Source organism: Streptococcus vestibularis ATCC 49124 (assembly GCF_000188295.1).
Lineage (GTDB): Bacteria > Bacillota > Bacilli > Lactobacillales > Streptococcaceae > Streptococcus > Streptococcus vestibularis.
In genome coordinates this window covers 1-14,289 of sequence record NZ_GL831112.1, presented here as the reverse complement: position 1 = coordinate 14,289, position 14,289 = coordinate 1, and the positions used below count along the sequence as shown (strand labels likewise).

Genomic DNA, 14,289 nt, shown 5'->3' with positions numbered 1-14,289 from the left:
TTTAGATACTTATGCACAATATCCACAAGACCTACTACTGCTACTAACATAATACTAATAAAATAAAGGAGCATCATGATTCAATTTGCGATTAATAAAGCTTATTTCCTACAAGCCCTTCATACAACTCGACGTGCTATTTCTTCAAAAAATGCTATTCCCATTCTATCAACTATAAAAATCGAAGTTACTAGTGATAGTATCTATTTAACAGGTTCAAATGGACAAATCTCAATAGAGAATAGTATCTCTGCTTCAGAAGAAAATGCAGGTCTATTAATTACACGACCAGGTAGTATCCTTTTAGAAGCGAACTTTTTCATCAACGTTGTCTCAAGCTTACCTGATGTTACTCTTACATTTGAAGAAATAGAACAATACCAAGTATTGCTAAAGAGTGGTAAATCAGAGATTACTCTAAAAGGAAAGGATGTTGAACAATATCCTCGTATTCAAGAAGTTGACAGCTTGACACCACTAGTTATGGACACTAAAGTGTTAAAATCTATCATTGCTGAAACGTCATTTGCAGCAAGCACGCAAGAAAGTCGTCCAATTTTAACTGGAGTTCACTTTGTTCTTTCAAATCACAAAGATCTTAAAGCTGTTGCCACTGATTCTCATCGTATGAGTCAACGTCAACTTGTTTTGGAACATTCTTCAGATAATTTTGATGTAGTAATCCCAAGCCGATCACTTAAAGAGTTATCAGCAGTCTTTAGTGATGGTATTGAAAATTTGGAAATTTTCTTCTCTGCAAATCAAATTCTATTCCGTAGTGAGACAATCTCTTTTTACACACGTCTACTAGAAGGAAATTATCCAGATACTAATCGTCTCTTGTCGGATTCATTTGAAACAGAGGTTGTGTTTGAGACAGCTAGCCTTCGTTCTGCTATGGAACGTTCCTATTTGATTTCAAATGCAAGTCAAAGTGGCACGGTGAAACTCGAAATCATCAATGGTAATGTTAGTGCTCATGTTAATTCACCTGAAGTCGGAAAGGTGAATGAAGATATTGATGTGCAAGACGTTTCAGGAAGTGATTTGGTCATTAGTTTTAATCCCACTTACTTGATAGACGCTTTGAAAGCACTTAAGAGTGAGACTGTCCGTGTACGTTTCATTTCACCAGTGCGTCCATTTACTTTGACGCCAGCAGATGACAGTGAGAATTTTATTCAATTGATTACACCTGTAAGAACAAACTAAAATCGAAAAAGTTATCCACTGTGGATAACTTTTTTACTAGGGAGGAAGTTTATGTACCAAATTGGAAGTTTAGTTGAAATGAAAAAACCACATGCTTGTACCATCAAAGCAACAGGAAAAAAAGCTAACGAATGGGAAGTGACCCGTCTTGGAGCTGACATTAAGATTCGTTGTACGAATTGTGATCATGTAGTTATGATGAGTCGTCATGATTTCGAAAAGAAACTTAAGAAGGTTTTATAACAGCTATTATGAACGTCACTTACTACTAGATTATTATATTAGAAAGCTATAACACTCTGGCAAAATAAAAAGTATCTAGGGCCCCTAATCGTCCTCCTTATAGCATTTTTCCTTGCTTTCCTTTTTCTGATTCTCAAAGGAAAGTTGCCTATTTTTAACAATTTTTGTGTTATAATTAACTAAATTACTTTTTAATGGAGAAATAAATTAATGGCTTTAACAGCAGGTATTGTTGGTTTGCCGAATGTTGGTAAATCAACTCTTTTCAATGCAATTACAAAAGCAGGTGCGGAAGCTGCAAACTATCCTTTCGCAACAATTGATCCAAATGTTGGTATGGTTGAAGTACCAGATGAACGTTTGACAAAATTGACTGAACTTATCACACCTAAAAAGACAGTTCCAACTACCTTTGAGTTCACAGATATTGCGGGTATCGTAAAAGGAGCATCAAAGGGTGAAGGTCTTGGAAATAAGTTCTTGGCGAACATTCGTGAAGTAGATGCTATTGTTCATGTCGTTCGTGCTTTCGATGATGAAAATGTTATGCGTGAACAAGGGCGTGAGGATGCCTTTGTAGATCCGATGGCTGATATCAATACAATCAACCTAGAATTGATTTTGGCTGACCTTGAATCAATTAACAAACGTTATGCGCGTGTCGAAAAAATCGCTCGTACACAAAAAGATAAAGATTCTGTGGCAGAGTTTAATATTCTTCAAAAGATTAAACCCGTTCTAGAAGATGGTAAGTCTGCCCGTACAATTGATTTTACTGAGGAAGAACAAAAGATTGTTAAGGGACTTTTCCTCTTGACAACAAAACCAGTGCTTTATGTGGCTAACGTTGATGAAGACCAGGTCGCAAATCCTGATGATATTGATTATGTGAAGCAAATTCGTGAGTTTGCAGCGACTGAAAATGCAGAAGTAGTTGTTATTTCGGCTCGTGTTGAGGAAGAAATCTCTGAGTTGGATGATGAAGATAAGGAGATGTTCTTGGAAGATCTTGGTTTGACAGAGTCAGGAGTCGATAAACTAACACGCGCAGCATATCATTTGCTTGGTCTTGGAACTTATTTCACTGCCGGTGAAAAAGAGGTCCGCGCTTGGACCTTTAAACGAGGGATCAAGGCTCCACAAGCAGCTGGAATTATCCACTCTGACTTCGAGAAAGGATTTATCCGCGCTGTAACAATGTCGTATGACGATTTGATTAAATATGGCTCTGAGAAAGCTGTTAAAGAAGCTGGACGCCTTCGAGAAGAAGGAAAAGAGTATGTTGTCCAAGATGGTGACATCATGGAATTCCGTTTCAACGTTTAGAAAATAAAAAATAGTGCACAAGGCTGAAAAGTATTTTTCAGTCCTTTTGCTGTTTATCAAAGAGGAGAAATAATGACAAAATTAGTAGTTGGCTTGGGAAATCCTGGTTCAAAATACCATGAGACACGTCACAATGTTGGTTTTATGGCTATTGACCTAATGGCTAAGGAACTAGGATTAACCTTTTCTGAAGAAAGGACCTTTAAGGCTGAAGTGGCTTCGACCTTTTTAAATGGTGAGAAGGTTTATTTTGTGAAACCAACAACCTTTATGAATCTATCAGGTCTAGCTGTTAGAGCATTACTAGCTTATTACAATATTCCCATGGAGGATTTTATCGTCATTTACGATGACTTAGATATGGAAGTTGGGAAATTGCGCTTTCGTCAAAAAGGTTCAGCGGGTGGTCATAATGGTATTAAATCTATCATTGCTGAAACTGGCACTCAAGAATTTGACCGTATAAAAATTGGTATTGGCCGCCCACAGAAAGGAATGACGGTCGTTAATCATGTCCTTGGAAAATTTAGTGAAGACGATTATTCCACAATTTTACTGACTTTAGACAAGGTAGAGGCGGCCCTCAATCATTACCTTAAAACAAATGATTTCGAAGATACCATGAGGCGTTATAATGGCTAATACCCTATTAGATCTTTTTGAGAAGAATCATCAATTACTTGAGTGGCGTGATAAGGTAAGTTTATTGAGTAGGCAATTGGTCATGGGGTTTTCTGGTTCTAGTAAGGCAGTTGTTATGGCCTCTGCACTTTCTAATCAGGTTCCTAAGATTTTTATAGTTACCTCAACACAAAATGAAGCTGAGCAATTAGTAGGAGATTTGTCAGCTATCTTAGGAGAGGATAAGGTTTATTCTTTTTTTGCGGATGATGTATCAGCTGCAGAGTTTATCTTCGCTTCTCCAGAAAAGACCCATTCTCGTCTCGAAAGTCTTAATTTTTTAATAGATAAAGAGACAAGTGGAATCTTAGTTACGAGTTTAGTTGGTACTAAGTTACATTTGCCTAATCCTGAGATTTATAAAGACTCCCGTATTGACTTAACACTAGGGGAGGAACATGATTTAGAGGCTCTCAGTAAGCATCTGACTCATATTGGATACCAAAGGGTAGAGCAGGTTCTCTCACCTGGTGAGTTCAGTCGTAGAGGCGATATTTTAGATATTTATGAACTGACTGCAGAACTCCCTTACCGTTTAGAATTTTTTGGAGACGAGATTGATGGCATTCGTCAGTTTGATAGCGATAGTCAGAAATCTTTAAACAATTTAGATCATGTTGCCATATCACCGGCGGATGATATTATCTTAACAAGAGAAGATTACCAACGTGCTGAGAAGGCCCTAGAAAGTGCAGTTTCAAAAGCAGAGGGTCCTCATAAGGCTTATCTTGAGGAAGTTCTATCAGTGACGATTGATGGTTACCGTCATAAAGATTTACGTAAGTTTTTGTCTCTCTTTTATGACAAAGCTTATACCTTGTTTGACTATCTTCCAAAGGGGACTCCTGTATTCGTTGATGATTTTCAAAAGATAGTGGACCGCCACGGACGTCTTGAATTAGAAGTAGCTAATCTTTTAACTGAGGATCTTCATCAGGGCAAGTCTCTGAGTTATCTAAACTACTTCGTGGATTCATTTAAGACTTTACGTAACTATCAGCCAGCTAGCTTCTTTTCTAATTTTCATAAGGGATTAGGAAATCTTAAATTTGATAAGTTGTATCAATTCACTCAATACCCTATGCAGGAGTTTTTCAACCAATTTCCGCTACTGGTTGACGAAATTCATCGTTATACTAAGAATAAGGCAACGGTTATTTTACAAGTGGGGTCTGAAAAGCAACTCAAATCTTTGAAGGAAACCTTGGAAGAATATGATTTAGATTTACCTCTTAGTAGGTTTGGAGATTTGATTTCTTATAAGCCTCAATTAGTTCTAGGAAACTTATCCAATGGTTTTTACTTTGCTGATGAAAAGCTTGTTCTGGTCACTGAACGTGAGATTTTCCATAAAAAAGTAAAACGTCGTGCGCGTGCCAGTCACGTTTCCAATGCTGAGCGTCTAAAAGATTACAATGAGCTTGAAAAAGGTGATTATGTTGTACATCAGACTCATGGTATCGGGCAATTTAAAGGTATTGAGACTATTGAGATTAAAGGGGTGCATCGTGACTACTTGACCATCCAATATCAGGATGCTGCAACAATTTCTCTACCTGTTGAGCAGATTGAGAGTCTCTCTAAGTATGTGTCAGCGGACGGGAAAGAGCCCAAAATTAATAAACTCAATGATGGGCGTTTCCAAAAAACTAAACAAAAAGTAAGCAAGCAGGTAGAGGATATTGCTGATGATCTCTTAAAACTCTATGCAGAGCGTAGTCAACTTAAAGGATTTGCTTTTTCACCGGATGATGATAATCAAAGGGATTTTGATGATGATTTCTCTTATGCTGAGACAGTGGATCAACTGCGTTCCATTAAGGAAGTTAAGGCAGACATGGAGTCAGACAAGCCTATGGATCGTCTCTTGGTTGGTGATGTTGGTTTTGGTAAGACAGAGGTAGCCATGCGTGCTGCTTTCAAGGCGGTTAATGATGGGAAGCAAGTTGCTATCCTAGTGCCTACAACAGTTCTTGCCCATCAGCATTATTTGAATTTTAAAGAGCGTTTTGAAAATCATGCCGTTGAAGTAGATGAACTCAGTCGTTTTAGAAGTAAAAAAGAGCAAAATGAGACTATTGAAAATCTAGCTAAAGGACGTATTGATATTATTATTGGTACCCACCGCTTGTTGTCTAAAGATGTTAAGTTTTCTGATTTAGGCTTGCTAGTAATTGATGAAGAACAACGTTTTGGCGTGAAGCATAAAGAGAAACTTAAGGAGTTGAAAGCTAAAGTTGATGTCCTTACTCTAACTGCGACCCCTATTCCTCGTACACTCCATATGTCTATGTTGGGTATTCGTGATTTGTCGATTATTGAGACAGCACCTACCAACCGTTATCCAGTTCAAACTTATGTTATGGAAACCAATCCTGGTCTTATTCGAGAAGCGATATTAAGGGAGATGGACCGAGGTGGCCAGATTTTTTATATTTATAATCGTGTTGAAACCATTGATCAAAAAGTTTCTGAACTGCATGAGATAGTCCCTGAAGCACGTATCGGATTTGTTCATGGTCAGATGAGTGAGGTTATGTTGGAGAATACCCTCTTGGATTTCTTGAATGGCGATTACGATGTTTTGGTAGCAACGACCATTATCGAAACAGGAATTGATATCTCCAATGTTAATACACTTTTCATTGAGAATGCAGATCATATGGGCTTGTCTACTCTTTATCAGCTAAGAGGTCGCGTGGGACGTAGTAATCGAATTGCCTATGCCTACCTCATGTATCGTCCTGACAAAGTGTTGACAGAAGTATCAGAGAAGCGTTTGGATGCTATTAAGGGGTTTACAGAACTGGGATCAGGTTTCAAAATTGCTATGCGTGATTTATCGATTCGCGGTGCAGGGAATATTCTCGGTTCTTCTCAAAGCGGTTTCATTGACTCAGTCGGATTTGAAATGTACTCGCAACTATTGGAAGAGGCTATCAATAAGCGTCAAGGTAAAACTCAGGTTCGTCGAAAAGGAAATGCAGAGTTCAATCTTCAGATTGATGCTTACCTCCCTTATGACTACATTTCTGACGAGCGCCAAAAAATTGAAATTTATAAGCGTATTCGTGAAATCGAGAATCAGAAAGACTATCAGGACCTTCAGGATGAGATTATTGACCGTTTTGGAGAATATCCAGACCAAGTTGCCTATCTCATTGAGATTGGTCTGGTTAAGGCATGTTTAGATGCTGCCTTTGCAGAATTAGTTGAGCGTAAGAACGATACTATCACTGTTCGTTTCGAAAAATCCTCTCTTAAATTCTTCTTGACTCAAGACTATTTCGAAGCCATCTCTAAAACGCATTTAAAAGCAAAAATCAGTGATAACCAGGGGAAAGTAGAGATTATTTTTGATGTTCGTAACAAGAAAGACTATGAAATCCTTGAAGAATTAAAGATTTTTGGTCAGACATTTATGGAAATTAAAAAACGTAAAGAAAAAAAGAAGCTTAAGGAAAGTTTAAGTAAGTCTCTATATACTATAAAACATCCTAAAACTTTTCTTTTTCATAAATCTCCTGAGAGGGTCGACTAGTGTCGCTCCTCTTATTTTTGTGTTTGAAAAGGCTTTAGTCACCTATTTTCTAAAAAAAATGCTATCATAGAAGAGATATCCTAACGAAAAGGAAACAGTAATATTGAGATTAGACAAATATTTAAAAGTATCACGAATTATCAAACGTCGTCCAGTGGCTAAAGAAGTAGCTGATAAAGGACGTATTAAAGTAAATGGTGTACTCGCTAAGTCATCTACAGATTTAAAAATTGGTGACCAAGTGGAAGTTCGTTTTGGAAATAAACTATTGACAGTCCGTGTTCTAGAAATGAAAGATAGTACGAAAAAAGAAGATGCGGCAAAAATGTACGAGATTATAAGTGAAACAAGGATTGAAGCAGATGAGCAAGAAGCCTAATATTGTACAGCTTACGAACGATTACATTGATAATGCCAATCAAGAGCAACGATTAGAGCGTGCCGAACATGAACAAAGAAATCGCTTCATGGGGTGGATTCTCTTTGTGGTTGTTTTACTCTTTATCTTGCCAACGTATAATCTAGTTGAAACTTATATGAATATTAAACAGCAAGAGAAGGAAGTCTTGTCATTCCAGAAAGACTATGATAAATTGTCATATCAGACAAAGGAACGAAAGGATTTGGCTAAAAAACTTAAGGATGATACTTTCGCTGAGAAATATGCGCGTGCTAAGTATTACTATTCACGTGAAGGAGAGTCTATCTATCCTGTACCAAGCTTATTACCCTAATGAAAGATTTACTTAAAACTGTAGAAATTTTTTTTAACCTATTCGGAAGCCAAGTTAGAGGAACTATCAGAAAAAAATCAGCAACTTAAAACGGATGTACAGAGGAAGGAGGAGGTGAAGAAACAAGCATGAAAAAGCTCTTAATAGCTGCAACTGCTGTGCTTGTTTCTTCCAGCCCTTTAATCCTACTTCCTATGGAGAAAGAGCTAACTCTGACCTCAAAACAGGTTCAAAAGTTGGCTCAAAATACTACAGTTAGTCTGAGTCAGTTTAAACAGATTCCTAAAAATCCACGAACAGTAACAAGTATCTTAACTTATAAGAACAAGGAATTAACAGATTTTAAGACCAATATTCAAGCAGATACCAAACTATCAATTTCTGCTATTTCTTGGAATGCTAAAGGTGAACCTGTTTTCCAACTTCAAGATGGTGATTATGTAGCAGCTAGTCAGAAATCAATTATTGATGATAGTGTCTATGATCAAAAACCAGTAGACATGACCTTATGGACTAAAGATGGCTTAACAGTTTACAAAGAACCCTACGTTTCAGGTACTGACAAAGCTGACTCTAAACTAGCTAGTTTCAAACCGATAAAGGTTAGCCGAGCTGCCCAGACGCATGCTGGGACTTATTATTTTGCAGATGGAGAAGGTTGGATCAATGCCTCTGACTTGTCAACTACTGATAATCGCATCGAGGCTGTTCAAAAAGTATTAAACGAGAAGTATAACAATCAAGAGAGCATCTCAGTTTATGTTAAGCAGCTTGATACAGACCGTATAGCAGCTATCAATGACGAAAAAAGCATGTATGCAGCTAGTGTAGCCAAGCTAGGTGTACTCTATTATGCACAGGAACGTCTGTCTCAAAAGAAATTATCATTATCAGATGAGTATCAATATACCTCTGCTGTGAATGGTTTTCCAGGTGCTTATGATCCAGATGGCTCAGGAAAGATTAGTAAGATGCCTGATGACAAGAATTATAGCTTGGAAAACTTGTTAAAGGCTGTAGCTCAAAATTCAGATAATGTAGCGACAAATATCTTAGGTTATTATGTAGCCAATCAGTATGATAATTCCTTCCAAAAATCAGTAGATGAAGCTGCAGCAACCTCTTGGAATATGGATAAAAAAGAGTTGACTGCCAAAGCAGCAGGTACTTTGATGGAGGCTGTTTATAGGCAAAATGGGGATATTATTAATTATCTTTCAAGTACAGACTATGATGGCGAACGTATTTCAAAAAATATTGATGTCCCTGTTGCGCATAAAATAGGGGATGCCTACGACTTTAAACATGATGTCGCTATTGTCTATACAGATTCTCCCTTTATTCTATCGATTTTTACGGATAAAGAAGGCTATGACAAAATCACCTCAATTGCAGATGATGTTTATGGAATTTTAAAATAATGACAGAAAAATTGTTGCAAATGATACAAGCAAAAGGTTATTTTAACCAACACAAGAAAATTTTAGTAGCAGTATCAGGTGGAGCAGACTCGATGAGTTTGCTGCACTTTTTGTATAACCATCAAAAAGATTTGGATATTCAGCTGGGCATTGCTCACGTTAACCATAAGCAACGGCAAGAATCGGAGTACGAAGAAGATTATTTACGTCATTGGGCAAAGGAACATAAGATCCCTTTTCACTATAGCGCATTCTCAGGAAAGTTTTCAGAAAATGCCGCCCGTACTTTTCGCTATGATTTTTTTAAGCAGATTATGAAAGAAGCTGACTACTCTGCTCTTGTCACGGCCCATCATGCTGATGATCAGGCCGAGACGATTTTTATGAGACTCTTGAGAGGAAGTCGTTTAAGACATCTGAGTGGGATTTGTGATGTAAGATCATTTGGCACTGGTCAGATTATTCGTCCTTTTTTGCATATTCCGAAAGCGCAACTTCCCATAACCTTTCATTTTGAAGATAAGAGTAATTCTTCTTTAGCCTATCTCCGAAATCGCATTAGACTGACCTATATCCCTACTCTATCTCAGGAAAATCCTAAATTTAAGGAGCATCTTTGTCTTCTAGCAGATGAGATTGCCCTTATGGGAAAAGCATTAGAGGAGTTAACGAAGGATATTACTATAACCGATTTGTCTGTTTTTCAACAACAGACAGATGCTGTCCAATACCTTCTTATTCAGAGTTATTTAGAATCCTTTCCTGATTTACAGCTTCCAAAAGGTCAGTTCAATCAATTGATGAGTTACCTAAGAAAAAAACTTCAGGAAAAATGCTACTAAAAAATGGTTACGTGTTAGTCAAAACACAGACGGATTTTTTAATAACCAAAGAAGAGTCTATCCTCCTATCTCCTCCAAGTCTCCTAGAATTTGGAAAATCTATTGTGTTTGAGGAACACACATTAATTTTTTCTGAACCATATATTGTTTCTAACGTGAATACTATTAATATTTGGTCAGATGCCCCGATACTGATTCGTCATAGACATGAAGGTGATATGATTGACTTGGGTACTCACCACAAAAAAATAAGACGATTATTCATAGACAATAAAATTCCATATAAGGAGCGACAAAAAGCTATTATAGGAGAACAAGATGGTCAGATTATCTTTCTTTATGTCTCCGGGCGTCTCTATTTGAAAAAAAAGCCCGAAAATGCTATACTTTATGGCACTGTGGTGATTTATAAGAATTTCTAATCAAATGCCATGTTTAAATAACGACGATTGAAGTAAAAGTGTTATAATAAGAGAATATTGACTTCGAGAAAGGGAAACCAAATGTTAGAGAAAGACATTAAAAAAATCCTCTTTTCCCAAGAGGATATCGTAACTAAAACTAAAGAGCTAGGTCAACAACTGACAAAGGATTATGCAGGAAAAAATCCCCTTTTAGTCGGTGTTTTAAAAGGTGCTGTTCCATTTATGGCAGAACTTATCAAACATATCGACACCCATATTGAGATGGACTTTATGGTCGTTTCAAGTTATGGTGGCGGAACTGTCAGCAGTGGTGAAGTAAAGATTCTTAAAGATGTTGATACTAATGTTGAAGGACGAGACATCATCTTTATTGAAGATATCATTGATACAGGTCGTACGCTCCTTTATCTTCGAGATATGTTCAAGTACCGTAAAGCCAATTCAGTCAAAATCGCAACTCTTTTTGATAAACCAGAAGGTCGTGTTGTTGATATTGAGGCAGATTACGTATGTTACGATGTTCCTAATGAATTTATCGTTGGTTTCGGACTAGACTATGATGAAAAATACCGTAACCTTCCTTATGTCGGTGTCTTAAAAGAAGAAATTTATACAAAATAAGTAAAGGTCTAATTAATTTATGAATAATAAAAATAATAATGGCTTCTTACGGAACGCTTTTCTCTACATCATAGTTATTATTGCGGTTGTAACCGGAGTACAATACTTTGCAGGAGGAAGCCAAAGCTCAAGTCAACAATTGTCTTACACACAGTTGGTTAAGAAAATTGAAGATGGTAAGGTAAAATCTATCACTTATCAGCCAGACGGTAGTATCATTGAAATTAAAGGTAGCTACAAAAAGGCTGAAAAGATTGATACTGACCTTAGTCTACCATTTTTAGGTAGTGCATCATCAGAGACACGTAGCTTTACATCGACTGTGCTGCAGAATGAAACAACTATGCAGAAATTGCAGTCAGCATCAGAAGCAGCTAATGTTAATGTTAAAATGATACGTGAAAGTTCAAGTGGTGCTTGGATTTCATATCTTTTTAGTTACCTACCTTTGATTGGGATTGCTATTTTCTTCCTTTTCATGATGAATCAAGGTGGTAACCGCGGTGCCATGAACTTTGGCCGTAATCGTGCTAAAACCCAGTCAAAAGAAAATATTAAAGTTCGCTTTACAGATGTAGCCGGTGCAGAAGAAGAAAAAGAAGAACTTGTAGAAGTAGTAGATTTCCTCAAAAATCCACGTAAATATAAAGCTCTGGGTGCACGTATTCCTAAAGGAGTCCTCCTCGAAGGCCCTCCAGGAACAGGTAAAACCCTCCTTGCTAAAGCAGTGGCTGGTGAAGCTGATGTACCATTCTTTAGCATCTCAGGTTCTGATTTTGTAGAAATGTTTGTCGGTGTTGGAGCTAGTCGTGTCCGTAGTCTGTTTGAAGATGCTAAAAAGGCAGAACGTGCTATTATTTTTATTGATGAAATCGATGCGGTTGGGCGTCGTCGTGGTACTGGAATGGGCGGTGGTAACGACGAACGCGAACAAACCCTTAACCAACTATTGATTGAAATGGATGGTTTTGATGGAAATGAGAATATCATTGTCATTGCTGCAACCAACCGTAGTGATGTTCTTGATCCAGCCCTCCTACGTCCAGGACGTTTTGACCGTAAAGTTCTTGTTGGTCGCCCAGATGTAAAAGGCCGAGAGGCTATCTTGAAAGTCCATGCCAAGAATAAACCATTGGCTGAAGATGTTGACCTTAAAGTTGTGGCTCAACAAACTCCAGGTTTTGTTGGAGCAGACTTGGAGAATGTCTTGAATGAAGCAGCTCTAGTTGCTGCACGACGTAGTAAGACTAGAATTGATGCTAGTGATATTGACGAAGCAGAGGATCGTGTTATTGCTGGACCATCTAAGAAAGACCGCCAAGTTTCAGAACACGAACGTAAAGTTGTGGCTTACCATGAAGCGGGTCATACAATTGTTGGTTTAACACTTTCTAGCGCTCGTGATGTTCACAAGGTTACTATTGTTCCACGAGGTCGCGCAGGTGGTTATATGATTTCTCTACCAAAAGAGGATCAGATGTTGTCATCTAAAGATGAGCTAAAAGAACAATTGGCAGGTCTTATGGGTGGACGTGTTGCAGAAGAAATTATTTTCAACGTTCAAACATCAGGTGCTTCAAATGACTTTGAGCAAGCGACACAGTTGGCACGTGCAATGGTTACTGAATATGGTATGAGCGAAAAACTTGGACCAGTCCAATATGAAGGTAATCATGCGATGAATCCAGGACAATTTACGCCAGACAAGTCTTACTCAGCTCATACAGCTCAACTTATTGACGAAGAAATTCGATCACTTTTAGTTGAGGCACACGACAGAGCAGCCGAAATTATCAATGAAAACCGAGACACACATGCTCTTATTGCAGAAGCTTTGCTTAAGTATGAAACACTTGACGCTGCACAAATCAAATCAATTTATGAGACTGGTAAGATGCCAGTAGATTCTCTTGAAGATTCAGAAGAAGATAACCACGCTTTATCTTTTGATGAAGTGAAAGAGAGATTGGAAAACAAAAATAAAGATGAAGAAGAGTAGAATTTTCTACTCTTCTTTCTATTTTCAGTAAAAAGGTCTCTAAAAAATAAACTAGCCCTGTTGTAAAATGAAGTGCAACAAAAAAGACATGTTCATCTGATATACTAGAGTTGCGAAAAACAGTATAAAGGAAGATGAACATGTCCACTAATTATTCTACCACAAATCAATCATACAAGCACTTATCTGAAGCTGAGCGAGGGGAAATTGAAGCTTATTTAAGCGTAGGACTCAAACCTGCTGAGATTACTCGTAGACTAGGGAGAAATCGCTCTACTATTACTCGTGAAATTAATCGTAGTTCCATAACACAAGTGAAAAAAGTAAATGGGCAGAAGGTCTATTACCACCACTATTATGCAGATGTTGCTCATAACCGTTATCGTCATGCTAGAGAAGCCAGCTATTATCTGAAACTGGATTGTGTATCGGATGACTTTCTGAGAGCATTTACAGAAGCAATGAGAGAGAAACCAAGGGTGCATAGCGTGGATACCTTTGTTCATACCTATAGACTCCAACATGTAGATGAAGTTGTTCCTTCAACCAAGACGCTCTATAACTATATTCATCAAGAATTGTTAGAGATTAAGGTCATTGCTTTGCCAAGAGCAGTGCGGATCCGTAAGAAAATTACCAAGCGCCCCTCTACCAATAAACATCTAGGAAAGTCAATTGAAGAAAGGCCAGAAGAAATCAATAATCGTTCCCGTTTTGGAGATTGGGAAATTGATTCTGTTCTGGGTGGAAAGACAATAGGAGAGCCTTCTATTCTGACCTTGGTAGAACGACAAACACGCTATGCTGTCACAAAGAAACTCGTGGAAAAGAAAGCAGAGTATGTCAATCAATCAGTCTTAGAGTGTATGAAACTTTATCCCATTAAGTCCATAACTGCAGATAATGGAAACGAATTTTCATCATTGAGTAAGATAGAGGGATTAGATGTTTATTTTGCACATGCCTATTCATCTTATGAACGAGGTACAAATGAGAATTTCAATGGATTACTAAGATAGTTCATTCCGAAGGGGTGTTCGTTAAAAGAACTAAATCAGAATCTTTTAGAGGACTATACAAAGGCTATCAATGAAAGGCCTAGACGAATTCATGGCTATCAGTCTGCAAAAAAGCTGTTTGAGCTAACTCAAACAGCTTGAAAGATACTCACTTAATCAGAGTAACAACTTTGTTGCACTTGACTTGACAATTAGGGGTAAAAAATAAAATAAAAATAGCGGTAA

10 protein-coding genes and 3 pseudogenes are annotated in these 14,289 nt (G+C 37.6%); all 13 read left to right on the top strand.

Annotation, left to right across the window (positions count from 1 at the left end):
* Positions 1 to 75 precede the first annotated feature (75 nt).
* The 13 genes and pseudogenes from dnaN to HMPREF9425_RS00005 all read left to right on the top strand — a co-directional run bounded on the left by dnaN (position 76) and on the right by HMPREF9425_RS00005 (position 14,205).
* Positions 76 to 1,212: a DNA polymerase III subunit beta gene (gene dnaN / locus HMPREF9425_RS00060; RefSeq protein ID WP_003095723.1), complete on the top strand. Its 1,137-nt coding sequence runs from the start codon at positions 76 to 78 to the stop codon at positions 1,210 to 1,212.
* 51 nt (positions 1,213 to 1,263) lie between these two features.
* A complete protein-coding gene (locus HMPREF9425_RS00055; RefSeq protein ID WP_002886272.1) occupies positions 1,264 to 1,455 on the top strand; it encodes a DUF951 domain-containing protein in 192 nt (63 codons plus the stop codon).
* 210 nt (positions 1,456 to 1,665) lie between these two features.
* Complete coding sequence (ychF, locus tag HMPREF9425_RS00050; RefSeq protein ID WP_003095721.1) at positions 1,666 to 2,781, top strand: redox-regulated ATPase YchF; 1,116 nt, start codon at positions 1,666 to 1,668, stop codon at positions 2,779 to 2,781.
* A gap of 72 nt (positions 2,782 to 2,853) precedes the next feature.
* The gene (pth, locus tag HMPREF9425_RS00045) at positions 2,854 to 3,423 is read left to right on the top strand and encodes an aminoacyl-tRNA hydrolase (protein WP_003095719.1); all 570 of its coding nucleotides are present in this window, start codon (positions 2,854 to 2,856) and stop codon (positions 3,421 to 3,423) included.
* Complete coding sequence (gene mfd / locus HMPREF9425_RS00040) at positions 3,416 to 7,003, top strand: transcription-repair coupling factor (protein ID WP_003095717.1); 3,588 nt, start codon at positions 3,416 to 3,418, stop codon at positions 7,001 to 7,003. The genes pth and mfd overlap by 8 nt, the downstream gene beginning before the upstream one ends.
* Positions 7,004 to 7,106: 103 nt before the next feature.
* The gene (locus tag HMPREF9425_RS00035) at positions 7,107 to 7,382 is read left to right on the top strand and encodes an RNA-binding S4 domain-containing protein (protein WP_002883975.1); all 276 of its coding nucleotides are present in this window, start codon (positions 7,107 to 7,109) and stop codon (positions 7,380 to 7,382) included.
* Positions 7,366 to 7,737, top strand: a complete 372-nt coding sequence (locus tag HMPREF9425_RS00030) for an FtsB family cell division protein (RefSeq protein WP_003095715.1) — start codon at positions 7,366 to 7,368, stop codon at positions 7,735 to 7,737. The genes HMPREF9425_RS00035 and HMPREF9425_RS00030 overlap by 17 nt, the downstream gene beginning before the upstream one ends.
* Positions 7,737 to 7,869: pseudogene (locus HMPREF9425_RS09130) on the top strand (SP_0009 family protein). Before HMPREF9425_RS00030 ends, HMPREF9425_RS09130 begins: the two are co-directional and overlap by 1 nt.
* Positions 7,866 to 9,158, top strand: coding sequence for a serine hydrolase (locus HMPREF9425_RS00025; protein ID WP_003095714.1), 1,293 nt, complete (start codon positions 7,866 to 7,868; stop codon positions 9,156 to 9,158). Before HMPREF9425_RS09130 ends, HMPREF9425_RS00025 begins: the two are co-directional and overlap by 4 nt.
* Positions 9,158 to 10,422, top strand: a pseudogene (tilS, locus tag HMPREF9425_RS00020) (tRNA lysidine(34) synthetase TilS). The gene HMPREF9425_RS00025 and the pseudogene tilS overlap by 1 nt, the downstream one beginning before the upstream one ends.
* Before the next feature lie 81 nt (positions 10,423 to 10,503).
* Positions 10,504 to 11,046: a hypoxanthine phosphoribosyltransferase gene (gene hpt, locus HMPREF9425_RS00015; protein WP_003095247.1), complete on the top strand. Its 543-nt coding sequence runs from the start codon at positions 10,504 to 10,506 to the stop codon at positions 11,044 to 11,046.
* A gap of 19 nt (positions 11,047 to 11,065) precedes the next feature.
* On the top strand, positions 11,066 to 13,045 hold the full coding sequence (ftsH, locus tag HMPREF9425_RS00010; protein WP_003095700.1) for an ATP-dependent zinc metalloprotease FtsH: 1,980 nt from the start codon (positions 11,066 to 11,068) through the stop codon (positions 13,043 to 13,045).
* Positions 13,046 to 13,185: 140 nt separating this feature from the next.
* Positions 13,186 to 14,205 (top strand): annotated as a pseudogene (locus HMPREF9425_RS00005) (IS30 family transposase).
* The last annotated feature ends 84 nt before the right edge of the window (positions 14,206 to 14,289 follow it).

Coding starts and splice junctions, on each gene's coding strand:
- ftsH (WP_003095700.1), top strand. CDS start 11,066: ATGAATAATAAAAATAATAATGGCTTCTTACGGAACGCTTTTCTCTAC.
- ychF (WP_003095721.1), top strand. CDS start 1,666: ATGGCTTTAACAGCAGGTATTGTTGGTTTGCCGAATGTTGGTAAATCA.
- HMPREF9425_RS00030 (WP_003095715.1), top strand. CDS start 7,366: ATGAGCAAGAAGCCTAATATTGTACAGCTTACGAACGATTACATTGAT.
- HMPREF9425_RS00025 (WP_003095714.1), top strand. CDS start 7,866: ATGAAAAAGCTCTTAATAGCTGCAACTGCTGTGCTTGTTTCTTCCAGC.
- mfd (WP_003095717.1), top strand. CDS start 3,416: ATGGCTAATACCCTATTAGATCTTTTTGAGAAGAATCATCAATTACTT.
- dnaN (WP_003095723.1), top strand. CDS start 76: ATGATTCAATTTGCGATTAATAAAGCTTATTTCCTACAAGCCCTTCAT.
- HMPREF9425_RS00055 (WP_002886272.1), top strand. CDS start 1,264: ATGTACCAAATTGGAAGTTTAGTTGAAATGAAAAAACCACATGCTTGT.
- hpt (WP_003095247.1), top strand. CDS start 10,504: ATGTTAGAGAAAGACATTAAAAAAATCCTCTTTTCCCAAGAGGATATC.
- pth (WP_003095719.1), top strand. CDS start 2,854: ATGACAAAATTAGTAGTTGGCTTGGGAAATCCTGGTTCAAAATACCAT.